This is a genomic window from Dehalobacter sp. TBBPA1 (assembly GCF_040931655.1).
GTDB classification, from domain to species: domain Bacteria; phylum Bacillota; class Desulfitobacteriia; order Desulfitobacteriales; family Syntrophobotulaceae; genus Dehalobacter; species Dehalobacter restrictus.
In genome coordinates this window covers 240,801-258,973 of record NZ_CP162385.1, presented here as the reverse complement: position 1 = coordinate 258,973, position 18,173 = coordinate 240,801, and the positions used below count along the sequence as shown (strand labels likewise).

Genomic DNA, 18,173 nt, shown 5'->3' with positions numbered 1-18,173 from the left:
TATTGTTTTCCGCTGGTCAATCCGATTTAGACCTGATTGCCTGCAGGAATTTTTTTGGTGCTTATTTCGTCCAGAATCAAGGAAATAAAGTCTTCCAATTCCATGACGCTGGTCTTCTGCTCTCCATAACGGCGGACGGATACCGTACCCTCTTCGGCTTCCTTATCTCCGACGACCAAAGCAAAAGGTATTTTATCGGTCTGTACTTCCCTAATCTTATAGTTGATTTTCTCCCGGCGTTCATCAAGCGCGGTGCGGATATCCCGGTCCATAAGCAGTCCCTTAACTTTCTCAGCATAGGCGCTGTGCTTGTCACTGATCGGCAGAATGCGCACCTGCTCAGGCGAAAGCCAAACCGGGAAAGCACCGGCGTACTGCTCGGTCAGAAGTGCAATAAAACGCTCAATGCTGCCGTAAACGACCCTGTGAATCATGACAGGACGGTGTTTATCCCCGTCTTCCCCAATGTAGGTCAGGTCAAATCGCTCAGGCATCTGGAAATCCAGCTGGATGGTTCCGCACTGCCAGGTTCTGTCGAGACAATCCTTCAGGTGAAAATCAATTTTCGGTCCGTAGAAGGCTCCATCACCAGGATTAATTTTGTAATCCATCCCTTTAGCTTCCAGCGCTTCCTTCAGCGCATTTGTCGCCATTTCCCAATCCTGATCCGAACCCATGGAATCCTCCGGACGGGTGGAAAGCTCAACATGGTACGCAAAACCAAATATTTTATAAAAGTAATCAACTAAATTAATAACGCCGATGATCTCATCTTTGATCTGGGAAGGCAGCATAAAAATATGGGCATCATCCTGCGTAAAGTTTCTTACTCTCAACAAACCATGAAGGGCACCCGATAGTTCATGCCTGTGCACCAGACCTAGTTCTCCGCAGCGGATCGGCAGATCCCGGTAGCTGCGCAGTTTTGTCTTGTACATAATCATACCACCGGGACAGTTCATCGGTTTAACGGCATAGTCCTCATTGTCTATTTTCGTAAAATACATGTTTTCCTTATAATGATCCCAGTGCCCGGACTGCTGCCAGAGAGCTGTATTCAAAATGATAGGCGTTCTGATCTCGACATAGCCTCTTTTCTGGTGCTCTCTGCGCCAGAAATCTTCCAGCGTATTCCTTAAAACCATCCCCTTCGGATGAAAGAACGGGAAGCCGGGACCTTCATCGTGCAGACTGAAAAGGTCAAGCTCCATCCCAAGCTTCCGATGGTCACGCCTTTTGGCTTCTTCAAGCTTAAATAAATAATCATCAAGATCAGAGGTCTTGGCAAAAGCTAAACCGTAGATTCTCTGAAGCATTTTGTTTTTCTCACTGCCGCGCCAGTATGCACCAGCCAGGCTCTGCAATTTGAAGGCCTTCAATACCTTTGTTCCGGGAACATGCGGTCCGGCACAGAGGTCTGTAAAATTCCCCTGCGTGTACATGGATATTCTAGCATCTTCGGGGAGATCGTTGATCAATTGGACTTTATATTTTTCCCCTTTATTTTGGAAATAGTCAATCGCTTCTTCGCGCGCAACCTCACGGCGTTCAAACTTATAATCATTCTTCGCCAGTTTGCGCATCTCCTCTTCAATCTTACCTAAATCCTCGGGGGTAAAAGTGTATTCAGAGTCAAAGTCATAGTAAAAACCATTCGCAATCGCGGGCCCGATACCCAGAATGGTTCCCGGGAAAAGATTCTTCACAGCCTGAGCTAAAAGGTGAGAAGCTGAATGGCGCATTACTTCCAGTCCCTCTTCACTGTCAAGCGTAAGTACTTCTACGTTTACGTCATCTTCTATCGGAAACGAGAGGTCTTTGACCTCCCCGTCCACCTTGCCTGCAACCGCGACCCTGGCCAGACCCTGAGAAATAGAAGCAGCCAATTCCAGAACAGTTGAACCCTGCTCCACTTGACGAACCGAACCATCCTTTAAGGTTACATTTAACATGATCCTATCACTCCTTGTTTTTATTCATGATTTATCCATTCAAACTTCTTTGGTATTAATACTAAAAAGCTCCCGTCCTTCTTATGGGACGAGAGCGATAGAAACCCGTGGTTCCACCCAAATTCAAAAATACGACCGCCTGCTATACCGGCAGCTAATTTTCCTTGGCATCCTTAACGCGGATAAACGTCCAGCCTACGCATATCATGTTCGGCGAGGAACTCGGAGGCGGTCTTTTCCCAAATATCGCAAAAATGCTCACAGCCCAGGGCATTTCTCTCTAAATGCGAACGATTAGGATACTGTCCTCTTCATCGTGCCTTCATTATTCCTTTTATATAGTCTTAGATTATACCACTTAAAGTATGTTGTCAATCAGTTGTCTTTACACAGGCTGCATCCCCGGCAATAGGTCATCTTATCACCAAAAACTTCCTGAACGATCCGGGCAATTCCGGACTGTTTTTCTGCTGCAACATGAACAATCAGGCGATTCGGAGAGCGTTTCAGCAAAACACTGATGGGGTGATCTTCGCTTTCAGCACTGGAATTTATCAGAACAGAATGGTTGTCATCGTAAAATGCCACTTCATCTTTGTGATTAATGACCATATGCATCGTATTTTTGTTATCCCGCTGGGATTCAAAAAATCTTTTCAGGAGTCGTACAAAGCTTTCATGCTCCTGCTGAAGGGCATAAACATTTACAGCACGTGCAATCTGTTTCTTTAATTCTCTCTTATATTGGCCCGATCTGAAATTCATAAATCCTTCCAGATCAATTTTTTGATGGTCATTCAAAAATTCCAGAATGGACTTTACCAGGATTCTGTTTCTAAGCCGAAGAAAACCAGTCTCTGCCTGGTCATTCAGATATCCGGCAACCTTTGGATAAGCCTCGTCGATTTCGCTCCCGAACATGCTGAAGTCATCTTTTAATTTTTTTCTGATATAACGTTCTTCCCATCCCTGAAGAACAACGCTACCCAGTGCATGGGCAATATAGTACTGAACGATTTTGACGGTAAGCTCATTCCGGACATTTTTCCCCTTCAAATTGGCATAAATGAAGCTGACCAGATAGTTTGGCTCATGGCAGACTTCAGATATTTCAATCGGCAGCCCGTCTTTATGGTACAAATCGTATACTGCTTGAGAAAGCTCTTCTTTATAATCAGAAGTCCCAACTTCTAAATAATAATCATTCAAAAGAAAAATCCCCCCCTGGAAATATATGCATCATCCTTCCTAATATTTCCGGTAAGGAATTTTCTTATTCTTATCTATTCTTATATATTCTTATATTGGTTAGGATTACATTGTTTCTTGTCTAATTAATATTTTTTCTGCCGCTTAAATAAACAATAAGGCCAATCAGCAGCAAACTAACCGCCATGATCCCGAATTGTACATATCTGGTTAAGTACAGGAATTCTGTCACATTCTTAACATCGATATCCCCTGCCAGAACAGCATACGTCTTTCCGCCGGCATCCTTCACTTCCTGGTAACTCGATACGAATGTCCCCAGTGAAGTCGTGTGATACTCTCCCTGGACAACTTTGCCCTTCAGCGTGTTCTCTACTGCCGACGAGGCGTTGTTCTCCAATTGTCCCAAAGCCAAATGTGCCGGGTCATCCTCAGCCCTCGCATCAACGACGAAAAACCATACCTTATTCTGCTCATCCTTGTACAACATGTAAATATTTTCGAGCTGGTGCTCTGTCTTTAACTGCATCAGCTTCGCCCGAAGTTCTCCGTAATAAGCATTCTGCTGATTCTGCGTTTGAATAAGCTCCTGCAGTTTTTCGTTATCAAAATCAGCCACGGCCAGAGTAAGCGTGTTGCTGACCCGTTGGCCTGCCAAATCTACTGCGAGCTGTTTGGCTCGGAAATTTCCTACCCCCGTGACAATAATCAGGCAAAAAACAGCAATGATGATGACAGCATATATTTTTTTCTTTTCCGGTGACATTTTTACCCCCCATAAGCATTCAAACTAATTCCCTTGTGCCTATATTATTCTACACCATTATTACCTATTCTGCATGCGTTGAAGTTCATTTCCAGAGATATTTAACATAATAATCTTTAAGGATATTGTTCCTAGAACCCTATGTTCAGAGGGAAAGCAGGTGAAGTATGAAAAATACAAAACAGTTTTCCACAGTTTCAATTGCTGCCGCCTTCATCGGAACAATTGTCGGAGCAGGGTTTGCGACCGGACAGGAGGTTCTCCAATTCTTTACTGTATTTGGAATAAAAAGTTTTGCCGGTATCGCCGTGTGCACTGTCTTATTTTGTTATTTTGGGATTCTCATCATGCGGATATCCAGAGAACAAAATGCCGATTCGCACCTGGAACTGGTCAGATTCACATTTGGGAAACCTCTTGGCATTTTGATGGATTGGTTTATTACCTTGAGCTTCTTGGGTGTCCTGATCGTCATGGCTGCAGGATCCGGCGCTGTCGTTGAAGAGCAGCTTGGCTTTTCCCCACTTCTAGGCAGTATTACCGTTATTCTGCTTTCGTTTCTCACCGTCATTTCCGGGGTCAGAAACGTCATACGCGCAATTGGTTTGGTTGTACCTTTTCTGCTCCTTGCCGTCTTCAGTGTTGCTATAATCTCGATTGTCCTCGATCCAATCACGCCATCCAAAATTGCACTGCTCGGATCGTTAGAATCTCCGACAGCATCCCATTGGTCTACTGCCGCCATTCTCTATGTTTCTTATAATATTGTACTTTCTGTAGCTATCCTGTCCCCTTTAGGTGTGGAAGGCCGGAGTGAAAAGAGTCTTGTTTGGGGCGGCCTGCTGGGTGGTCTTGGGTTGGGCGCCGGGATTCTGGCAATTAATCTGGCAATCATCTGCGGGTCTCCGGAAATTCTTCCTTTTCAGGTTCCCATGGTATTTCTCGCTACCAGACTGAATCCACTGGTAGGCTATGCTTACGGGCTAATTTTGCTTTTGGAAATTTATACAACTGCCGTAAGTATTCTCTACGGCTTTACAGCCAGGATTGCTTATGATAACAAGCAAAGGATTCTTGGTGCTACCCTTGCTTCCATCGGTGCAATTATCGCTGCCCAGTACGGTTTTTCCGCGGCAGTCTCTGCCATATATCCTTTGATCGGATTTGCCGGGTTGATCTTCCTCGGAGGGCTGTTGTTTACGCAGTTCAGGGATAGCTTCAGCAGTATATTCAAACCTGGAAAATTTAAATGACTTTTGGGGTTCGTATTGACAGCCCCCAACAATACTTAGTATTATAAATATGTACATATGCATATATGCGCATATGTACAGTCCTGATTATATTTTTCTTTGGGAGGCCGTTAAAATGTCGGTATTTCACGCTCCTGCCCCGGAACAGCCCCAAAAACATATTCCAGGTATAGAACTATCCCTGGAACTGGCAGACTTTTATAAGGTATTTGCGGATTTCTCCAGAATACGTATCCTTTTTGCACTACTGGATAATGAGCTGTATGTGAATGAACTGGCGGAAATTTTAGGTATGAGCCAATCTGCCGTCTCCCACCAACTAAGGATTCTCCGGCAATACAAATTAGTCAAGGTGCGCCGGGCTGGCAAGACAAGTGTTTATGCTTTGAGTGACGACCATGTTTATCGGATATTGACCCAGGGACTCGAACATCTTTCTCCCTGATTGATTGGTTATAGGGTATAGGTTCTAAGTTATAAATTATAGATTGATGCCTTCGATCAAAACTGCTCTTACGGGACTGCCGTCGCAGTCTTTTATTTTTAGAGGCAGTGCAACAAGAAAGTAATCTCCCTCATTAACTTCCGATAAGTCTAGTCCTTCTAATACAGCACTGTTTCCGGAAAGCAGAATGGTATGACTTGAATAAGCGCTGCTCGTAGAATCATCAATGGACAAGTAATCGATCCCAACCAATTGTACCTTTTTTGCTGCAAGGTATTCAGCGGCTTCGGAAGAAAGATAAGTATACTCCGATTGAAACATAGGGTCCTTTAAAAGGCCTGAGTTCCGGGTTTTAAACAAGATCCTGTCCCCTTCGCGGATTCCTTTGGGGATCAGATGGTCAGGCAGGATACTCCCCGCAGCCGCCACTTCGATTACCCTGGCCGCTCCGATAAGCAACTCCAGAGGAATCCTGTCAACAGATCCTCCTCCTGTCAGGCAATGAGACGGCGCATCAAGATGGGTTCCACAATGGGAGCCCATCGAGAGCCTCGAAAGACAATATCCATCCTTGTCTATGGAATACACAGGTTCTGATTGAAACGGCGGATCCCCGGGATAAGAGACCATTCCCGGAAAAAGCGGGATCGTTATATCATGGATTACCATTACAAACTCCAATATCTTCAACTAATTCGTTTCCTACGACAATTCTGTTCCGGCCTGTGTTTTTAGCCTCATAAAGTGCATCATCCGCTCTTTTAAATATGTCATCAACACCGAGGTCCAGTTCTTTCTTTTCAGCAATTCCGATGCTGACAGAAACCTGGATCTTTTCGGTATTTTCCATTTCTACGACGACATCCAGGACTTTCTGTTGAATTCTCTCTGCCACCGTTTGGGCCATCATAAGGTCGGATTCTACTGGAATCACCGCGAATTCCTCTCCCCCGATCCGGGCCAGGACATCCATCTCACGCAAAACAAGCTTAAAAGCCTTGACGACCTCTTTCAGCACGCGATCACCAACCAGATGGCCATACTGATCATTCACGCTTTTAAATTTATCAATGTCAATTAAAAGCATCGTAAAATTCCGCTTATATCTCTCCGAGCGCGAAAATTCCTCCTGCGCTTTTTGCATAAAAGCAAGTCTGTTGTCAATACCCGTCAGAAAGTCTGTGGTTGCCTGGTACAGCAATTCCTTCTCCAACTTTTTCCTGACAGTTATATCCAGGACAATCATAATTAGATGAATGACATTGTCCCCGCTGTCACAAACTGTGGATAAATTGATTTCGGCCCATAAGGACTGTCCGTCTTTGCATCGGAATTGTTTCTCACATTTCTTCCACGCGTCTTTGCCTTCCCATACTTCCCTGCAATGTATGATGCTCTCCTGCCGGTCCTCAGGCACAATCGAATCAAAAAAGGTTAACCTTTTTAACTCTTCCTGTGAAAAACCAGTCATCTGGCACAGGGTCGCATTTACGTAGTGATAATGCCCATCCTGGTTCAGCAAGGCAATTCCTGCGGCTGCATTATTTATTACCCCACGGTACAACGCTTCACTTTGCTTCAAGGCATTTTCTATCATTCGTTTTTTATGAATCTCCTTATGCATCCCCACATTTAAAGCAAAGGAGAATATAAACAAAATAATAATGATTGGCAGCCAAAAAAACAGCTTATCATTATCCCCAATAAACAAATAGACAATAACAAAAGCTCCGATTATACAGGCATTATACAAGAAAAGTTTTCGTCTCCAATTATCCTTATCCCGATTGATCTTGTCCATAATTCCTTTTTATCCCATTTTTTATTTTTTGTGGAAATATTTTTGATATTAATTCTTGAAAATAATTTAATATCCTTTATTTTTTTTTGATCATTTCTGGAATATTTTAGGTAAAATTTGTCGTTATTGTGTCAAAAATACAAAATATTTAATAACTGATCTGGCTCGATTCTGCAAACCATTCGGACTAATAGGACTAATAGGCTATTTATCCGGGACTTTGGTCTTTTCTCCTAGGACCTTTATACTATTTCCATTACATCATAACGCAAATGCCCGTTAATTAAAACCAGAAAATTTTCAAAGGATGGTTCTTGTACCTTACTTTTCCAGCCGATATAATTGATCTATCATTGATAAATAAAGGGGGAAGATTAATCAATGGCTAATTACATGATCCGAGGAGCAGTTGAACCCCAGGAAATTTTCTTCCGCGCAGATAATATTGACCCTGCCCAGCTCACAATGATCCGCAAGGGTCTGAGAAAACTGCATACTTTTGAGATCATGGCCGTCAATATTTATAAATTTCAGATTGCTGGCGCTTCAAACGATCTGAACAGACTGATCATTCAGGCCATGGCCAATGAGATGACCCATGTCCAGGATTATCAGATCAAACTTTATGAATATGGCTGGAGCCCAAGCCCTTTACGGTGGTTATTCTGGCTTGTTGGAATGTTCATTGGTCTTTTCAGCCGCCTGCGGGGAGAAAAATCCATGCTGAATGCCGGGATCTGGACAGAACAAAAAGCCGTGACCGACTATCAGAAAATCATCAATTCAGCGAAATGGGAGCCCGAAACACTCGCCGTAATCCAAAAGAATTTAAGTGATGAGTATCACCATATCGAAACTTTACAGAAGCATTTAAATGCCTAGCAGACCGATTTCTATATCCCGTTAAGAACAATGATAGCTTTGCTCGGGCTGCGCGGCCTTTTGCGTCAAGGAGGACGCAACGGCCGAAAGCGGTATTGTGGCACGCAGACAGGCCCAAATATATTTTAGTAGTCTTTAGTCCACAGAATTACCCAAACACAGTGTCAGAATTAAATCGCCCTGAAGTCTCTTGAGCTCCAGGGCGATTATTTATGCAATATGTCATTACTGAAAAGTGTGCACGTGCTGATATCGCTCTGCTTTTACTCCACGGTATCTGTCAAGAGGTCCTTCACATACGTCGGAAGCGCAAAACTTCCTTTATGAATATCGGTATTATAATACTTGGTTTTGATCCCGAGTCTGTTCCAGGATTCTTCCTTAATATCCGTGACAGGATCATATTTTTTAGAAGCAAAACCAAATAACCAGTGGCCCGAAGGATAGGTTGGAATATGGGCCTGGTATACCTTACAAATCGGGAAATATTCCTGAATGCGTTTATGGGCCCTTTGCATGGCCTGCGCATACTCATCATAGTAAGGGCTTTCATGCTGATTGACCAGAATGCCGTCTTCTTTTAACGCTTTAAAGCAGTTGCCATAAAACTCTCTGGTAAAGAGTCCTTCCCCCGGCCCGAATGGATCGGTAGAATCAACAATCACAAGGTCATAGGTGTTCTCCTTGGAACGGACAAATCTCAGTCCGTCCTCAAAATAAAGATGCACCCTGGGATCATCTAGCTTGCTGGCTGTCTGAGGCAGATATTCCCGGCACACGTCGACCACCATCTTGTCAATTTCCACCATATCGATGTTTTCAATCCCCTTATAGCGGGTAAGCTCTCTGACAGTGCCGCCATCTCCGGCACCAATAACCATGACGTTCTTAATCTCTGGATTCGTTGCCATAGGGACATGCACAATCATATCATGATAAATAAATTCGTCTTTTTCTGTAACCATCATCAGCCCGTCCAGCGTTAAGAACGTGCCGAACTCCTTGGACTTAAAGACGTCAATTCGTTGGTATTCACTCTGTCCGTTATAGAGCTGTTCATCGACTTTGATGGTAAAACGGACGTTTTGGGTATGCTGTTCCGTATACCATAATTCCATATTTCATTCCCCCACAACCCTAATATTTTCAATAAACATATCTTCCGTCCCGGTAAGAAAACTTCCTTTACTCTTGGCATAGACAATGTAATCAATGATTTCCTCAGTGATCCGCTCTCCAGGCGCGAGTATTGGAATTCCGGGGGGATAGGCCATCACAAACTCCCCGCTGATTTGTCCCGCGCTCTTTCTTATAGGCAGGGAATGCTGTTCTGAATAAAACGCGCGCTGCGGAGCCATGACGACATCAGGCGTAATGTACTCATGATCAAACATACCTGTCTTATCACGCATATAAAGCCTTTTGATCTCCGACAGAGACGAGACCAGACGTTCCAAGGCCAGCGCCCTGTCGCCAACAGAGATAATGGCCAGAATATTTCCAATATCGCCGAATTCGATCTGGATATCGTAATTGTCCCGAAGTATATCGTAGACCTCCACTCCCGCAAGCCCTATATCCCGGGTATGTACAACAAGCTTGGTCGTATCAAAATCAAAAATTGAATCTCCATTGATCAGTTCTTTCGAGAATGCATAATATCCGCCAATTTTGTTAATTTCGTCGCGTCCATAGTTGGCCAGGGAAGTTACTTTGGCAAAGATATTTTTCCCGTCAAGTGCAAGATTGCGTCTGGAAATATCCAAAGAAGACAAAAGCAGGTAAGAAGCGCTGGTCGTCTGGGTCAGATTGATAATCTGCCGGACATGTCCAATATTTAAACGGCTGCCAATTAACAAAAAAGAGCTTTGGCTTAAGCTTCCTCCAGTTTTATGCATACTGACCGCCGCCATATCTGCCCCTGCGGCCATGGCATTCAGCGGTTGGTTTTCACCGAAGTAAAAATGGGTGCCATGGGCTTCATCGGCCAGTACAAACATACCTTTTTGATGAGCAAGTTCGATAATGGTCTTTAAGTCTGAACATATCCCGTAATAGGTAGGATTATTAATAAAAATAGCCTTTGCATCGGGATGCTGCTCCATCGCTTTTTTCACTTCGCTGATCGACATTCCTAAAGGTATGCCGAGCGCATTATTGACTCCCGGATTCACATATACCGGGATGGCCCCACTGATAATCAGTGCATTAATGGCACTTTTATGAACATTACGCGGCATAATGATCTTATCGCCCTGTTTGCATACGCTCATGATCATCGCCTGGACTGCTGAGGTCGTTCCATTGACCATAAAGAAAGCATGGTAGGCATTAAAGGCATCCGCAGCAAGTTCCTCTGCCTCTTTGATGACCGAAACAGGATGTCCAAGATTATCTAAAGGTTTCATGGCATTGACATCAACAGAAAGGCACCTTTCCCCGAGAAACTCCCTGAGCTCCGGGTTGCCTCTCCCTTGTTTGTGCCCGGGCACATCAAACGGTACAATCCGCATTGCTTTATATTTTTGAAGGGCCTCATAAATAGGCGCTCTGTCCTGGGAAGCCGAATGCATGAAAATCTCCACCCTCTGCTATGGTCTGTGTCTTTATAAACTTTATAAAACTATCAACGTTACTATAGTAGACAATCTTGACAATGTCAATAAAATCGCTGCACCCTTGGAACAAAAAGGTCACGCTTCACATCGTGCTTCGCTTGGCGCAGTCTATCCATTACAGCGTAAACTCACTACGTTCCACCCTATATTTTTCAGGATACATTTCCAGGATACCTGATAATACATATTGACAATATGTTCAGATCGATTATGATTATCCTATCTTTCTATAAAATTTAAATATTATGAGGGTAATTATTTATGTTTAAACAAAAATTGATGTCTAGAGAAAAAATCTTTGCAATGGCGCTGATACTTGTTCTTTTTTTAACAATTCTTATACATACGAACGTACCTGCTGATGTCAACAATACGTCAGAAGATCAATTTTCAGGAAAAAAGTCGGCCTTATTAAGATTAGAGGATGTAGGTCCCGGGCAAGAATATGCAAGCCAGGAAAACCTCGATAAACTGATTGTACTGGCAGATTATCTTAAGCAAGAGGGGATACCGTTTGAAGTCTCCTTAATTCCCAGGATGGTTGTTCCCGGCAGGAACTATGATGTTGCCATTACCGATCATACGGAATATGCCCAAAGATTCGTCTCTACCATTAAAAGCCTGGAAGAAAGAGGCGGTATCATCGGGGTCCACGGCTATACCCACCAGAGTGGGAACAGCAATAGCGTGTCAGGGTATGAATTTTACAGCTCGGCAAAAAATCCCGACGTACCCAATACATACGCCTATGCCAAAGAGCGGGCTGAAAAAGCGATCGCGCTGTTTGATCAAGCAGGGATTTATCCGGCCTACTGGGAGACCCCGCATTACAGCGCTTCGCCCCAGCAGCTGATCGCTTTTGAAGAACAGATCGGTTTGATCTATGAAAACAATTATTACTATCCTGAGGCCTGGAAAAGCAATAACGTTGTAAATCAGCATCAAGAATATTATTGCGGCCTCGATGTTGTACCTGCTCCTTTAGGGCATTTAAATTCCCCGGAACGGCTTACCGCTATGCTGGCTGTCTTGGATGATCCGGCAAAAAGCGGGACACTGGCATCCTTATACGTCCATCCTACCTATGAGTTTCAGTTTATAAAAAAAGTCCAGCAAGAAAACGGAGAAGTTCAGTATATTTATGATGAAAATTCCCTTTTGCACCAGCTTGTAAAGGAGCTAAAAAACAGAGGATACACTTTTGTCTCGATCTATTCACTCGTAGGCTTTGTCCCTGCCCAAAGGGCGGAAAATATTCAGTTTGACCCGAGAGATGAAGTTTTTGCCGGTCAGTTCGTACCGCATGCCTCGGGGAAAGCTCTGCTGCTATGGAACAAGCGCGCAAATCAATGGCATATGTTCCGATATACAGCTTCCTGGTATGCCCCCAGAGCCACGCGCTCATTTCAAGACTCAGGTGTATGGCTCAAGGACTTAACGCTGGAAAAAGGAACGGTTCCTTTAATCGGGTATTTTAAAAATAAGGACAAAGAAGATCTCCTGTTGTTCAATGCTGCCTCCGGGAATCTAATTTTAGCTGCAAACGACGGGAATAAATTTGTTCCTTATCATTTAAAGTGGCCGGCTTTAAATCAATCACAGACCATCCGTCCCCTGGCTGCTGACCTTAATCATGACGGGCTCACAGACCTGTTCCTGTATGACAAAGAACATGGCAGAATTGGTTCGGCAATCAATCAAGGCGGTTTTTTTACAGATATCACCTGGCAAGGCTTTGGCCTGCTTAAAGCCAAGAACCTAAAACTTGCAGCAGGAGATTTTAATGGTGATGGGAACAGTGAACTTTTCGTAATGGATCATGATACCAAGCAGTCGAAAATGCTGGTCGGGCGAAAAGCAAACAAATTCTCTCTTGCCGCTGGAACCTGGAACAGTCCATTTTGCTTCAAACCGGATTCTCAGATATTCGCAGCAGACATTAACGGTGACGGTAAGGACGATTTACTGGTACACGGCTCTGACGGTTTTTGGCAAAGTTATATCTCCGACGGCAGTAAATTCATCGCCGACAGACCCTTTGGCCCATGGGGATCCAGGAATGAAGATGCTGCACTTGCTGCAGACATGAATGGTGACAATCGGGCTGATCTGGTTATGATCGATCATAATACCGGGTATTCCAACCTTAATACCGCTATTTCAGTTTCAGGCAGATAAACTGATTCAGATAATATTAATCTACCTAAAGTAAAAATCACCTCTTTTCTTTTGATTTAGGAATTTATCCAAAACCAATTACAGAAAAGAGGTGATTTCTTTCAATAATATAGTGCCTGAAAGAAAAAATGCAATTCCCAAAAGGGGGTTATGACTTAAGAAAATATTAGTGCCTTACATTTTCCGATAAATAATAAATATTGGAGTTAATTTTAGCCTTTAGGCCTTGGCCATCATTACAGAGAAACTTAAATACTTAATAAATAAATATATTTCTAAATTAATAATATACAATACAATAATTACCAACTAGAGAACTTTATACCATTAGCCTGGGTTTGATGTATGGCACTCGGGGTAGTATCCGTGCTGATCCTTGTAGTGTTCCACACTTTCGATTTATTACTGGATCTTATCCATTTTTAGCAATTCCTAATTAGATTCGGCCTTATTAATAAATGATAGTACTTCCGATCCAATTTGTAAGTTGTTGTTTCGTAACTGTTGCAAGCTTGCTTGAAGTTGCTGCTTAGCCGTAAGCTTTTGCGGATCATTGTTGGATAAATCTAAATATACTAAAGCCTGTAGTCCCGCTTGCCCTTCTTCACCCAGTTTTACTGCCCATGGGCCAATTTCTGCCAAGAGCTGTTGGTTGGTTATTGTCTTCGTAAGATTATCGGGCAAAGCACTCAGTAATTGTAACTCTTTACGAAGTTCTAATTCACTAGGTCCATGCTGGCCTGATTGGTATTCTTGCCAAAAGGCGCCGGCTAATTTGGAAAACCCGGTATTGTCACCCGTATCAAGTGTGCTTTGGCTTGAATATTGACAAAATTTACGGAAGGCCAATGCATCGCCTATGCCAGACATGCTCTGGAGCGCTTCATCCCAGGCTTGAAGCGGCTGGTATGTGCTGGGATTGTACAGATATTGAGAAACAGTATAAAGTGCGATTTTTGACGCTTCGGGTTGGAGCATGGGATTTGCTAACATGCCACTCGTGTATGCCGACAAATCCTCCGAACGATTGATCAATGGTCCCATAAATAGTTGTGGCGCTTTCTTTACCGCATAGGTATAGTCGTTGACCGGATAATTGTCCCAGATAAGAGGTTTTCTACCCAAAAGCCGCCGTACTTGGTCAGCTTCACTACTTGTAATGGATTTGTTTAAAACCCAAGACCCCGTCCAGATCACCTGTATAGAGGGATCTAGCTGTGACCGTATTGTAGTCCAATAGGCGCTGTCCTTAAGACCATAGTAGTCTGTGGGAGCAAGCCAAAGCCTGAAACTTGAATCTTTTACAGTCTCATCCTCAAGCAATTTATTTGCTAAATCGATATGAGCCTTAGGATAATCAGAACCATACACTTGTTGGTCAGAACTCTTCAAGTAGTGTTGAACATCGTCAAATGAAAGCATAAAAGTGTGAACTCCAATCGAACGCAACTGATCAATTTTGCTTTCAAGCAGTTGTACATCGGCTTTAGATGTAAAGGTAATGGAGTTGGCAACCATTGCTGAGGTCAATGTTTCACCAGGCAGCGGTGACGGGATACCAGGAGAAATAGAATAAACAAAATTAACTCCATTCGCTTTTGCATTTTGCACCAAATTCTTCATCTGCTGTAGTTGTCCAATTGGGTAGAGGTCCTCCCAATTGCTCCGCTGATAAGGGTCATCCTTGGGAGCATAGACATACGTGTTTAAATGGTGTTGGCCAATAAAGGTAAGCATGTTGATTCTTTGCGCCATAGTCCAGGGAGTTCCGTAGAACCCCTCAATAACTCCGCGGATGGCAAAACTGTCTGTAGGTGGGGTTTGTTCATTGTCCTCTCCTGCCTGTGGCTGTTGGTAATCTTTAATAGGCGTATTATAATAGGCGATGGCTGTAATGCCTAACCCAAATAGAAGTACTGTTAAAAAAAGCAAGACAATTTTCTTCTTCATGGCCAGTCACTCCTTTAATATTCCCTTACAAGTAAACCTTCCACGTATTGTTTATACTATATTTTATCCCAATTTAAGAACCTTATAACGATGTACCTATTTTATACGATTATCCCAAATAAAAAAATAACCTCTCTTTATAGTTAATTGTTTTATAAATTAACTATAAAGGAGGCTATTTTTCAAAGTTGAGAATGTAATGTTTTGTATTTTGAGTGTATTCTTTGTATTATAATTTAATTACTTGACCGTACTTAACCAAATCATATAGTCTTTTGTTTTGATGGGAAGTGGATCTACGAGGAATTCTGACCCTAAACCAACCTCTCCCGGCGGGAACTTGCCAGATTCGAATCCGGATTCGAATCTTAATATTCCCAAGCGGTCATCCAAGCTTAGCGCCTATAATGAACTACTAAAAATACTCGTAATAATACAAAAAACCTTGTAAATCCGCTAATATCAAGGATTACAAGGTTTTCTTGTTTTTAATTTTGGTGGGTTTGAGAGGACTCGAAGCTTTGAACGCAACCCTTAAACCGCTGGTATTATTCAATTTGCATGAATTGACTGGGTTTTTTGACTGGATTTTGGTAATTCACCGCAATACGTCTTCACAGTTACCTAGTCGTAAGGAATGGCCATAAACCGCGGCTGTCGTTGCCGGGGTTTGTCCTAAAAATTCTGCCACGGTTGTTAGTGAATAACCTTTGTCTAACAAGATCGACCCCACCCCATGTCTCAGGTCATGAATCCGGATATGATGCAGTCCGGCTTTTTTAAGGACACGTTCTTTCGCTCTGAATAAAACTTGATACCGTAACGGGTTGCCGTCTTCACTTAGGAAAATGAAATCGTTGTCGTTCGCTTTATTCAGCTTTTGCATAGATTCTTTATGAATTACCAATTCTTTTGTTGTTTCCACATCGAAGATAATCGTTCGTTCACTATTCAAGGTCTTTGTCTCTTTATTATCTTTTCTCGTTCTGGAATTCATGGCTTCTACGATTTTCATTTTCCCGTTCTCATGAGTCAGGTCTAAATTCTTCCACTTGCCGCCGATTACTTCCCCGACGCGTAAGCCGCCTACTCCTAGGATTCTAAGGGGCAAATAGTGTTTATATTCTTTAGCAGTATCGATGAAAATATTTAAGTTGCTTTGAGAATAAACATCTCTTTTGATCCTGGAGACCTTCGGGGGTTTTATATCTTTCATTAAATCCGGCTGAACCAAATCCCTCGAAGCTCCCCAAGCAAGAATTCTTTTTAATATCGAATAGTAATTCCTCACTGTTCTGACCTTTAGGATGCCGGCGTCAATTTTCCCGTCAAGAGTCTTTAATCTTTCTTCGATTATTTCTACATTCAATTCATAGAGCATCAGCCCTTCAACAAGCGGCTTTACTGCATTCGCTTGCCGCTTGTAAGTATCTTTGGTTGTATCCTCAATTTCTTTTCCTAATATATTGGCCCACTTGTCAATTAGATCTTCAACAGACAGCAATTTTCCTGAAGCAGACTTTAATTGTTTTTTTATTTGCTTTTTCAATTTATCATGATATCTGTTCGCTTGAGTCTCATTTCCATGATATGTTTCATAATGATAATCTTCTGCGCCGTCCTCCTTTCTCCCTAAATAAATTTGGATCTGCCAACAACTCTCACCGCGCTCTCTTACAGACATTTCTTGGCCTCCTAGCCTTTGGGGATTGGACAATCTGATTATAACCAAGAGTGTCCAAATCTTGTAGTTTGCAATTTTCCAAAGCACTGGCAGGAATCCTTATTCTTCTTTCCGACAAACGTAAATAATTAATTTGCTTTCGATTAATCAATTCATATATGTAATTTTTGCTTACCTTTAGAAGTTCAGCAACTTCAGGTACCGTATAAAATTTCTCGTCCATTTATAATTCCTTCCTATTTATATATTTGCAATTACAGGGGCACACCTTTGTGATAGATTAATACGTAAAAAATAAGCGTGCCCCTATAACTGCACCTCTGTTTTGGTTTTTCAATCACGATCTTATCCGGCAGACGGCGGTTAACCGTCTCATAGGAAATTCACCTCCCCGTCAACGACCGGGGCGCACTCTGGGACTTAACCTCGACTGCACGCAAGTATCATTATCCCGCCATATGTGTCATGGCCATAAATGCTACCAACATTTATTTATTGCATGGGTATTGATCGCTTCAACCTTACCTTCATCAACCCGATTAAGCATTATTGATCCTCTTATTGCAATCCTCAAGAATTACCGGACAGGTGATCTTTGCGTACCTGCAATCTGGCTTTCCTTTTACAGGACATATGGGGAACGTACCGGATAAAACACATATTCAATTTTCAAAGACCTCAAGGGGGTAGAACAAGTCCCTCTATTAATCAGCAGATTTTTTTGTCGTTTGTACCCCCCCTTAAAGATAATTTTTTAAATATTTTTCAATATTTCTCAGCGCCTGCTTTATGGAATGGGATACTCTGCTTTTACCAACCCTTTCAATCCTGGCGATTTGTGCTATGCTCATATCCAAGAAGTAATAAGCATAGAGGCGCTTAGCTTGCTTTTCCGGCAAGCTGCTGATAGCGGCATACAACTCCTGATTGCTCAGTTTTCTTTCATAGGCTTCCTCCGGGGATAAAACCAATAAAAGAACGTCCTTTTCAATGCCATCGCCGGCATCAAGAGAATAATATGCCTTGTATATGCGCCTACGCTCATAGTCCGCGTGCTCTTTTCTTCTATACTGTTTCAGCAAGTTCTCAACGTTTGTAGTTACTTCAACAAAAATATCGGATTGATTATCCGGATAGTAATCTCGTAAATTGATCTTAATCATATAAAAAGCCTCCATTTTGATTTTTGTGAAAAACCAAAACAGAGGCGGAGAACGGCATACTGGGAAATATTCAAAGAAAACAGCAAAAACCAGTTTGTTCGCTATCCCTTTATTCTTCAATATCATCAGATCATAAAGAGATTGTTTTAATTTATTTAAAGTCGAAAAAGCGTTGTTTTTGTCAATAAGAAAACCGCAGCCTAATTTTTGCAAACTGCGGTTTTCCAGGTTATATTGTATTTTATTGTACAGCAGTTAGATTCCGTAATTTA

General features: G+C 42.5%; 15 protein-coding genes and 1 other annotated feature. Of the genes, 4 read left to right on the top strand and 11 right to left on the bottom strand.

Features of this window, described 5'->3' with window-relative positions:
• Positions 1-26 precede the first annotated feature (26 nt).
• The 3 genes from thrS to AB3489_RS01275 form a co-directional block, all read right to left on the bottom strand.
• The gene (thrS, locus tag AB3489_RS01285; RefSeq protein ID WP_368293676.1) at positions 27-1,952 is read right to left on the bottom strand and encodes a threonine--tRNA ligase; all 1,926 of its coding nucleotides are present in this window, start codon (positions 1,950-1,952) and stop codon (positions 27-29) included.
• A gap of 81 nt (positions 1,953-2,033) precedes the next feature.
• Positions 2,034-2,276 (bottom strand) — a binding site (T-box leader).
• 51 nt (positions 2,277-2,327) lie between these two features.
• Positions 2,328-3,161 carry a putative sporulation protein YtxC gene (locus tag AB3489_RS01280; RefSeq protein ID WP_368293675.1) on the bottom strand — a complete coding sequence of 278 codons (834 nt, stop codon included), beginning with the start codon at positions 3,159-3,161 and terminating at the stop codon, positions 2,328-2,330.
• A gap of 121 nt (positions 3,162-3,282) precedes the next feature.
• Entirely contained in the window at positions 3,283-3,927 is a 645-nt protein-coding gene (locus AB3489_RS01275) for a hypothetical protein (RefSeq protein WP_019226618.1), read from the bottom strand.
• A 167-nt stretch (positions 3,928-4,094) separates the two neighbouring features.
• Between AB3489_RS01275 and AB3489_RS01270 the strand changes: the two genes are divergently transcribed.
• Both AB3489_RS01270 and AB3489_RS01265 read left to right on the top strand, forming a co-directional pair.
• Positions 4,095-5,180, top strand: a complete 1,086-nt coding sequence (locus AB3489_RS01270) for a hypothetical protein (protein ID WP_368293674.1) — start codon at positions 4,095-4,097, stop codon at positions 5,178-5,180.
• Between the two features lie 115 nt (positions 5,181-5,295).
• Complete coding sequence (locus AB3489_RS01265) at positions 5,296-5,625, top strand: metalloregulator ArsR/SmtB family transcription factor (RefSeq protein ID WP_019226620.1); 330 nt, start codon at positions 5,296-5,298, stop codon at positions 5,623-5,625.
• Positions 5,626-5,661: 36 nt separating this feature from the next.
• On the opposite strand, the gene AB3489_RS01260 is transcribed toward AB3489_RS01265, so the two are convergent.
• Both AB3489_RS01260 and AB3489_RS01255 read right to left on the bottom strand, forming a co-directional pair.
• A complete protein-coding gene (locus AB3489_RS01260) occupies positions 5,662-6,294 on the bottom strand; it encodes a cyclase family protein (protein ID WP_368293673.1) in 633 nt (210 codons plus the stop codon).
• The gene (locus tag AB3489_RS01255) at positions 6,281-7,426 is read right to left on the bottom strand and encodes a diguanylate cyclase (protein WP_368293672.1); all 1,146 of its coding nucleotides are present in this window, start codon (positions 7,424-7,426) and stop codon (positions 6,281-6,283) included. The genes AB3489_RS01260 and AB3489_RS01255 overlap by 14 nt, the downstream gene beginning before the upstream one ends.
• A 381-nt stretch (positions 7,427-7,807) precedes the next feature.
• Between AB3489_RS01255 and AB3489_RS01250 the strand changes: the two genes are divergently transcribed.
• The gene (locus tag AB3489_RS01250; protein ID WP_368293671.1) at positions 7,808-8,308 is read left to right on the top strand and encodes a demethoxyubiquinone hydroxylase family protein; all 501 of its coding nucleotides are present in this window, start codon (positions 7,808-7,810) and stop codon (positions 8,306-8,308) included.
• A gap of 263 nt (positions 8,309-8,571) precedes the next feature.
• Here AB3489_RS01250 and speE read toward each other — a convergent pair whose 3' ends face one another.
• Both speE and AB3489_RS01240 read right to left on the bottom strand, forming a co-directional pair.
• Positions 8,572-9,426, bottom strand: a complete 855-nt coding sequence (speE, locus tag AB3489_RS01245; RefSeq protein WP_368293670.1) for a polyamine aminopropyltransferase — start codon at positions 9,424-9,426, stop codon at positions 8,572-8,574.
• A gap of 3 nt (positions 9,427-9,429) precedes the next feature.
• A complete protein-coding gene (locus AB3489_RS01240) occupies positions 9,430-10,881 on the bottom strand; it encodes an aminotransferase class I/II-fold pyridoxal phosphate-dependent enzyme (RefSeq protein WP_368293669.1) in 1,452 nt (483 codons plus the stop codon).
• A 306-nt stretch (positions 10,882-11,187) separates the two neighbouring features.
• On the opposite strand from AB3489_RS01240, the gene AB3489_RS01235 reads away from it, so the two are divergent.
• Entirely contained in the window at positions 11,188-13,104 is a 1,917-nt protein-coding gene (locus AB3489_RS01235) for a DUF2334 domain-containing protein (RefSeq protein ID WP_019226627.1), read from the top strand.
• A 432-nt stretch (positions 13,105-13,536) separates the two neighbouring features.
• Here AB3489_RS01235 and AB3489_RS01230 read toward each other — a convergent pair whose 3' ends face one another.
• From AB3489_RS01230 to AB3489_RS01215, 4 genes are all read right to left on the bottom strand, one after another.
• On the bottom strand, positions 13,537-15,054 hold the full coding sequence (locus AB3489_RS01230) for a protein O-GlcNAcase (protein WP_368293668.1): 1,518 nt from the start codon (positions 15,052-15,054) through the stop codon (positions 13,537-13,539).
• Positions 15,055-15,652: 598 nt separating this feature from the next.
• Positions 15,653-16,738 (bottom strand): tyrosine-type recombinase/integrase, encoded by a 1,086-nt coding sequence (locus AB3489_RS01225; RefSeq protein WP_368293667.1) that lies wholly within the window; start codon positions 16,736-16,738, stop codon positions 15,653-15,655.
• Positions 16,716-16,961, bottom strand: coding sequence for a helix-turn-helix domain-containing protein (locus AB3489_RS01220; protein ID WP_368293666.1), 246 nt, complete (start codon positions 16,959-16,961; stop codon positions 16,716-16,718). Before AB3489_RS01220 ends, AB3489_RS01225 begins: the two co-directional genes overlap by 23 nt.
• Positions 16,962-17,478: 517 nt before the next feature.
• On the bottom strand, positions 17,479-17,901 hold the full coding sequence (locus tag AB3489_RS01215; RefSeq protein WP_368293665.1) for a sigma factor-like helix-turn-helix DNA-binding protein: 423 nt from the start codon (positions 17,899-17,901) through the stop codon (positions 17,479-17,481).
• Between the last annotated feature and the right edge of the window lie 272 nt (positions 17,902-18,173).